The following is a 7,105-nucleotide window of genomic DNA, read 5'->3' on the forward strand; positions in this document are numbered from 1 at the left end:
GCTTCTCCCGCCCGTAGGTGTAACGGGTGGCGGTCCCGCGCCGGGCGCGGCGGAACGCCGAACGGCGTCCCGCGGGGCCCGTCTCCGTGTGCGGGGCCCTGGGCGGGCCGGGGTGCGGGGGCAGCCTCCCCACACCCCGGAGGCGCGCAACAGCCGCGATCCCCCGCCCCAGCGAGCCCGGCAGGGACCCGGTCCTACAGCAGTTCCTTCAGGCGCTCGGCAAGGAGGTCCCAGCGCCAGCGGTCCTCGACCCAGGCACGGCCTCGTTCGCCCATGCGCCGGCGCAGCTCCGGGTCGAGGAGGAGGGTCGCGATGCGGTCCGCGGACTCCGCGGGGGCGTCGCCGCGGACGACCCAGCCCGTCTCGCCGTCCAGGACCGCGTCCGGTGCGCCGCCCGAGTCGCCGGAGACGACCGGGAGGCCGGTGGCCGAGGCCTCCAGGTAGACGATGCCGAGGCCCTCCACGTCGAGGCCGCCGCGGCGGGTGCGGCAGGGCATGGCGAAGACGTCTCCGGCGCCGTAGTGGGCCGGCAGCTCCTCCCACGGCACCGCGCCCGTGAAACGTACGGAATCGGCCACCCCGGTCGTCGCCGCGAGGGACTTCAGGTCCTTCTCGTAGGGGCCGCCCCCGACGATCAGCAGCACCGCGTCCGGCACCCGGCGCAGGATCTCGGGCATGGCCCGGATCAGCGTGTCCTGGCCCTTGCGCGGCACGAGCCGCGAGACGCACACGACGACGGGCCGGTCGCTGAGCCCGAGGCGCTCCCGTACCGCCTCGCCGCCCGAGCCCGGGTGGAAGGTCTTCTCGTCCACGCCCGGCGGCAGCTGCACCATCCGCGCGGCCGCCTCGGGTGTCAGCGCCGCCGCGATCCGCGAGCGCGTGTACTCGCCGAGATACGTGAGGGTGTCCGTGCCCTCGCCGATCCGGCGCAGGAGCTGTCGCGCCGCCGGCAGCTGGGCCCACCCCGCCTCGTGCCCGTGCGTCGTCGCGACGAGCCGTCGCGCACCGGCACGGCGCAGCGCGGGTGCCATCAGGCCGAGCGGCGCCGCCGCGCCGAACCACACGGATTCGCAGCCGTGCTCACGCAGCAGCGCGGTCGCCCGCGCGGTGACCCGAGGTGTGGGCAACAGCATGGTGGTGCTGTCCCGCACCACCGTGAAAGGCTGCTCCGCGTCGAACGCGGCGGTCGCCTCGATCCCTTCGCGGTTGCGCTTCCACGTGGAGGCGTAGACCACGATCCGCTCGGGATCCAGGCGCAGCGCCATGTTGTGCAGGAACGCCTGGATTCCACCGGGTCGGGGCGGGAAGTCGTTGGTTACGATCAGGGTCTTGTGCATCGTCGCCGAATGTACGTGACCGCACCCCCCGCCCGGCAACACACCCTCCGCAGGCGCGGACCGACCGACCGACTGGAATGGACGAGGTAGGAATGACGGGCGTACTGGGTACGGCTGCCGAGCGCGCGAGAAGAAACCCCGTCCTCCTGTGGGGACTCACCCGGATCATCCTGCTCCTCTGTGTCTTCAAGGTCGTCACCGTCCCGGGGCCGGACGTCACGAGCGACATCGAGCAGATCTACCAGGGCTGGTACGAGGTCCTGAAGACCGGCACGTATCCGCTGGACGACGTGACCTGGCAGTACCCGCCGCTCGCCGCCCTGGCGATCCTCGCCCCCGCCCTGCTGCCGTTCCTGGGCTACTCCGCCGCCTTCTTCGTGCTCGCGTTCCTCTGCGACGCGCTCGTCTTCGGTCTGCTGATGTACGCGGGGAAGCGCCGGGGCCGCAGCCCGCGCGGCGCGTGGATCTGGATCGCGGGCGTGCCGCTGCTCGGCCCGACCGCCTACGCCCGGTACGACCTGATGGTCACCGCCGTCGCCGTGGCCGCGCTCCTCGCCGGTCTCTCCCGCCCCCGGGTGCTCGGCGCGCTGGCGGGCTTCGGGGCGATGCTGAAGGTCTGGCCCGCGCTGCTGCTCGCGGGCACCCCGCGTGGCCGTGCCACCTTCCGCTCGTGGTCGACGGCGGCGGGCGCGGCCGCCGGGCTGCTGCTCCTGTGCGTGCTCGCGGCGCCCGGGGCGCTGGCCTTCCTGACCTTCCAGCGCGACCGGGGACTGGAGCTCGAGTCCCTGGGCGCGATGCTCTTCCATGTCGCCCGGCACATCGGCTGGGAGGGCGAGGCGCGGATGAACTACGGCTCGATCGAGTTCCTCGGCCCGTACGTCTCCACCGTCTCCTCGATGGCGATGGCCCTGACCATCGCCGCCTTCGGCTGGTTGCTGGTGTGGCGGATACGGGCCCGTGCGTTCACGACGTCGACGCCGGCGGACGTGGCGTTCGTGGCGGTGCTGCTGTTCACCACGACGAGCCGGGTGATAAGCCCCCAGTACATGATCTGGCTGATAGGTCTGGCCGCCGTGTGCCTGGCCTACCGGGCGAGCCGGATGCGCCGGCCGGCGCATCTGGTGGTGTGGGCGACGGCGGTGACGCAGTTCGAGTTCCCGGTGTGGTTCTCGCACGTGACGGACAGCGATCCGCTGGGCATCGGCCTGCTGCTGATACGGAACGGGCTGCTGGTCGCCGCGTCGGTCTCGGCCTGCCGCATCCTGTGGCGGCAGACGGTGACGGAGCCGCGTCTCATCCCGGCGAAGATTCCGGTTCAGCAGTCCGAGCGGGCGAGGCGCCTGCCCGTCGCCTGAGCGGCGGGGTACGGCGGTAGGTCAGGCCACCGAGCGCCGCGCACTGCGCCGCCGTCGCGAGAGCCATGGCCAGGCAGATTCCGGGCAGCCCCAGGTCTGAGAGCACATACGCGAGAGGCAGCTGGAACAGGACGCCGGCGATGGTGATCCCGGCGAGCCGCGGGCTGTCGCCGCTGCCCTCGAAGACCCCGGCGAGGGCGATGAACCCGGCCATCAGCACCAGATAGGGCCCCAGGCAGCGCAGGTAGAGGGCTCCGGCGGCCACCACGTCCGGTTCCGCCCCGAAGCCGCGCATGACCGGGCCGGCGACGAGGAACAGCAGAGCGGCGGCGGCCGTACCGAGGACTCCCCCGAGGAACAGGGCCTGCCGTCCGACGGCCCGGCGCTCGTCGTGGCCCGCCCCGAGCAGATGCGCCGTGTGGATGGCCGCGGCCTGGCGCACGGCGTAGAACGCCATGGTGGCGACGTACATGGCCTTCGTGGCGATGCCGTACGCGGCGACCTGGGTGACCCCGAGCCGGGCCACGACGGCGACCAGGGCGAGGGCCCCCAGCATCCGGACGACGAAGTCGACGGACATGGGCAGCCCGGTGGCGACCGTACGGCGCAGGGCGGCGACCGTCCCCTCCGAGGGCGAGGCGGCCCGCGCGGCCCGCAGGAGCGGGTTGCGGCGCAGGGCGAGGAGTCCCGCGCCGAGGGCGACCGTGCGGCCGACGACGGTGGCGAGGGCGGCGCCCCGCACTCCGTACGCGTGGATGAGCAGCGGGTCGAGGACCAGGATCAGTCCGTTGGCGAGGAAGGCGAGCCGCATCGGGGTGCGGGTGTCGCCCGCCCCCTTGAGGATGCCGTCGAGGACGGTGAGGGCGAAGAAGACGGCCGTGCCGGGGAGCGAGATGGCGAAGTAGGCGGTGGCGAGGGCACGGGCGGGGGTGTCGGCGCCGCCGAGGACGAGCCCGGCGAGGGGTTCGCGCAGCAGATAGCCGCCGAGGGCGACGGGCGGGACGAGCAGCGCGCAAAGCAGCCGTCCGCCGCGGACGGCTGCGCGTACGGCGCCGGGGTCCTCGGCGCCTCGGGCGCGGGCGACGAGGACGGTGGTGCCGGAGCCGGCCATGAGCACGATGCCGAGAGCGACGTTCTCGACGTTGGTGGCGACGGCGACGGCCGCGACGGCGTCGCCGCCGAGGCGGGCGACCCAGACCATGCCGATGATGCCGGCGGCGACCGCGGCGAGGAGCTCGCCGTAGACCGGGTACGCGAGCCGGACGAGCGTGCGGCGGTGTGTCATCGACTCCCCCTCGAAGCGAGCTACATCGATTCGAGGTAGCTCGATAAGAGGTAGCATGGGCGCGGGGTCCGGGACAAGCGCGAAGGAGGAGCGGGTGCTGGAGCTGACGATCCTCGGCTTCCTGTACGAGAAGCCGCTGCACGGGTACGAGCTGAAGGACCGCATCCAGGGACTGAGCGGCCATGTGCGCCCGGTCAGCGACGGCGCGCTCTACCCGGCGATCACCCGCATGGTCAAGGCGGGGCTGCTCGAGCGCCGTACGGAACCGGGGACGAGCGCGGCCCCACGGCGGATGCTGTCACTGACCGCCGAGGGCCGGGCGGAGCTGTTCGCCCGCCTCCGCGACCCGAAGGACGCCGAGATCACCGACGGGCAGCGCTTCTTCACGCTGCTGTCCTTCCTGGGCCTGCTCCCGGACCGCGCGGCCCAGGCGGCCGTCCTCCGCCGCCGCCAGGCCTTCCTGAACACCCCCGCCAGCTTCTTCTACAAGGACGGCGCCCCGGTGCGGGCCGAGGAGGAGCGGGACCTCTTCCGCCAGGGCATGCTGCGCATCGCCCGGGCGACGGGCACCGCGGAGAAGCAGTGGCTGACGGAGGCGTTGGCGGAACTGGATCCCGAGCCCTAGCACGCGGGGCCGGCGGCCCCGTCGGTCACCCCAGCCGGTCCCGCAGGAACGCCCGCCAGGCCGTGGTGAACTCGTCCGGGGTCGTGCCGAGGGTCTCGGCCAGCGCCTTCTCCACCGCGCCCGCACGCCCCGGGTGGGCGCCCACCGCGCGGTAGAAGGCCGTCAGCTTCGCCTCGCCCCAGCGCTCGGCGATCAGCTCGCAGGCCAGCCAGCCGCCCTCGTACGACCGCGCCAGGGCGTCCGCGTCGCCGCCGAAGGTGAAGGCCTTGTCGTCCGGGAGGACCGCGGGGACGTCACCGGCGCGGACCGCGCGACGCAGTTCCGGAGCCGCCTGGGCGGCCGTGCGGCCCGTGCCCCGGTACGCGACCCAGTCGGCGAAGCCCTCCGACAGCCACACGGGCGTGGCCGCCGAGGTGGCGGTGCGGGTGGCCACGTGCGTCGTCTCGTGGGTGAGGACGACCTGCCGGCCGAAGTCGCCGAGCACCCCGTACGCCTCGGGGTTGACGATCACCCGGTCCGCCGGGGCGTCCGGCCCGCCGCCGACCTCCCCGGTCGTGACCGCCGCTATCCCCCGGTACGAGGCCGCCGGGGCCCCGAGCAGCCCGCCCATGGCCTCCAGCGAGGCCGGGACGAGCACCACGACCCGGCCCGCCCAGGCCGGGGACCAGGCCGCCGAGACGGCGGGCACCGCCCGGTCGGCCGCCGCCGCGATCGCCCGCAGGCGCTCCTCCGGCTGCCCGACGCCGAGGACGAGGCTGCGCGCGCCCCGTACCGCCTCGACGTCGCCCTGTTGCCACAGCTGCTGGGCGGCGCCCTCGGCGGGCCGCTCGGCGGTCACGTACCAGCGGCCGTCCCGTTCGGTCAGGTCGAGCACGCGCTCCGTCGTGACGGGCCCGGAGTCGTAGCCCTCGACCCGGTAGGTCAGGTCGGCGCGGACCGTCGCCCGGTCGCCGCCCGCCCGGTCCCCACTCTGCCGATCGACGTCCTTCAGCCGATAGCTCCACGAGGCCAGCGGCACCTCGGCGAGCCGGTCGAACTCCTTCAGGGCGGTGGACGCGCGCGTCGGGTCGAGCGCGACCGCGTAGGCCGCCTCGTCCCGGGCGAGCAGCGCCCGCGCGTGCCGGTCGAGAAGGGTCTGGATCTCCTGGGGGGCGGGATCGGGAGGCTCGGGGGACGCGCACCCGGCGAGGGTCAGCAGGCCGGCCAGCAGACCGACTGCCACCCGACGCGCCCCTCCATGCCCCTGACCTGCCACGCCCTCGATCGTACGGGCACGCGTACGCGCAGGCGTACGGTCAGACTCGCGTCACCGTCGCGTGGGACATCATCCCGACCGGGTCGTAGCGCACCCGCGCCCCGGGGTACGGCGCGTGGATCACCTGTCCGTTGCCCGCGTAGATCCCGACATGGCTGGCGTCGCCGCGGTACGTGACGAGGTCGCCGGGCTGCGCCTGCGAGAGCGGCACCTGCCGTCCCGCGTACCGCTGCGCGGAGGAGGTCCGCGGCAGGCTGATCCCGGCCTGCCGGTACGACCACACCATCAGGCCGGAGCAGTCGAAGGCCCGTGGGCCGGTGGCGCCCCACACATAGGGCATCCCGATCGCGCTGCGCGCCGCGATCACCGCCGCTGCGGCGCGGGAGGAGGCCGGGCCGAGGTCGGAGAGCGGCGGCAGCTCCTCCTCGCGGCCGGAGCGGGAGGCCCGGGCGTCCCGGTCGAACTCCGCGCGGTCCTGGGCACTCAGGGACGCCAGGACCCGGCGGGCCTCGGCGAGCTTCCGCTCGACGGTGCGCTTGTGCTTGGCGACCTGGGTCCGGCTGCGCTCCAGTTCGGCGAGGAGCCGGCCGGCCTCGGTCCGCTTCTGGCTCAGCCGCCGCTGCTCGGCCTGGAGTTGACCGAGCGCCACGCCCTGCCGGGCGGCCACCCGGTCGAGCACGGAGGCCCGGTCGAGGTACGAGTCGGGGTCGGAGGAGAGCAGGAGCGCGAGGGCGGGGTCGATGCCGCCGGAGCGGTACTGGGCGCCGGCGACCGAACCGAGCGCGCCCCTCATGCGGTTGATGCGCTCCTGGCCGCGTGCCAGGCCGTCCCGCGCCTGGGAGACCGACCTGCGCAGCGTGTCCGCCCGCTCGTCGGCCTTGTTGAACCTCTCGGTGGCCCGCTCGGCCTCCTCGAAGAGCCGGTCGACCGTGGCCTTGGTGGCGGCCTCCGGGGCACCGCCCGGGTCGGCGCTCGCGGGGACGGCGCCGAAGGCCGTGGCGGCGGTGGCCGCGGCGGCGGTCAGGACGGTGACCCTCGCGGGTCGTCGGTGGGACGCCACGTATCGCGCTCCGTTCGGCTGTTACCCAGACTGGCGCGGCAGACAGTAGCCGGTGATCACTCCTCGTCCAACGAAGGCGCCGGGCACACAAAGTGACGCCCCCCCCGGAACCACCCGGGCCCCGCGGGGGGGGCCCGGACCCTACGGATCGACCAACCACCCCCATTGGGGGACAGTGAGGATGCGGC

The 7,105-nt window shown here is 74.2% G+C and carries 6 protein-coding genes; 2 read left to right on the top strand and 4 right to left on the bottom strand.

The features are described 5' to 3' along the window. Positions 1 to 194 precede the first annotated feature (194 nt). Positions 195 to 1,337 carry a glycosyltransferase family 4 protein gene (locus ACFVZW_RS30660; RefSeq protein WP_384528083.1) on the bottom strand — a complete coding sequence of 381 codons (1,143 nt, stop codon included), beginning with the start codon at positions 1,335 to 1,337 and terminating at the stop codon, positions 195 to 197. A 92-nt stretch (positions 1,338 to 1,429) separates the two neighbouring features. Between ACFVZW_RS30660 and ACFVZW_RS30665 the strand changes: the two genes are divergently transcribed. Beyond that, entirely contained in the window at positions 1,430 to 2,692 is a 1,263-nt protein-coding gene (locus ACFVZW_RS30665) for a glycosyltransferase 87 family protein (protein ID WP_384528086.1), read from the top strand. Here the strand turns inward: ACFVZW_RS30665 and ACFVZW_RS30670 are convergent. After that, on the bottom strand, positions 2,631 to 3,977 hold the full coding sequence (locus tag ACFVZW_RS30670; protein WP_384528088.1) for an MATE family efflux transporter: 1,347 nt from the start codon (positions 3,975 to 3,977) through the stop codon (positions 2,631 to 2,633). The genes ACFVZW_RS30665 and ACFVZW_RS30670 overlap by 62 nt on opposite strands. 94 nt (positions 3,978 to 4,071) lie before the next feature. Between ACFVZW_RS30670 and ACFVZW_RS30675 the strand changes: the two genes are divergently transcribed. After that, complete coding sequence (locus ACFVZW_RS30675) at positions 4,072 to 4,602, top strand: PadR family transcriptional regulator (protein WP_376444327.1); 531 nt, start codon at positions 4,072 to 4,074, stop codon at positions 4,600 to 4,602. A 25-nt stretch (positions 4,603 to 4,627) separates the two neighbouring features. Here the strand turns inward: ACFVZW_RS30675 and ACFVZW_RS30680 are convergent, their stop codons facing one another. Both ACFVZW_RS30680 and ACFVZW_RS30685 read right to left on the bottom strand, forming a co-directional pair. Then, positions 4,628 to 5,824, bottom strand: coding sequence for a hypothetical protein (locus ACFVZW_RS30680; RefSeq protein WP_384528091.1), 1,197 nt, complete (start codon positions 5,822 to 5,824; stop codon positions 4,628 to 4,630). Between the two features lie 73 nt (positions 5,825 to 5,897). Beyond that, positions 5,898 to 6,917 (bottom strand): NlpC/P60 family protein, encoded by a 1,020-nt coding sequence (locus ACFVZW_RS30685; protein ID WP_384528094.1) that lies wholly within the window; start codon positions 6,915 to 6,917, stop codon positions 5,898 to 5,900. Between the last annotated feature and the right edge of the window lie 188 nt (positions 6,918 to 7,105).

Origin of the sequence: Streptomyces sp. NPDC059567, assembly GCF_042735655.1 — a bacterium.
Taxonomy (GTDB): Bacteria; Actinomycetota; Actinomycetes; order Streptomycetales; family Streptomycetaceae; genus Streptomyces.

What these genes read in the sequence shown, in the direction of transcription:
- ACFVZW_RS30660 (WP_384528083.1), bottom strand. Translation starts at nt 1,337, where the DNA reads ATGCACAAGACCCTGATCGTAACCAACGACTTCCCGCCCCGACCCGGT.
- ACFVZW_RS30665 (WP_384528086.1), top strand. Translation starts at nt 1,430, where the DNA reads ATGACGGGCGTACTGGGTACGGCTGCCGAGCGCGCGAGAAGAAACCCC.
- ACFVZW_RS30670 (WP_384528088.1), bottom strand. Translation starts at nt 3,977, where the DNA reads ATGACACACCGCCGCACGCTCGTCCGGCTCGCGTACCCGGTCTACGGC.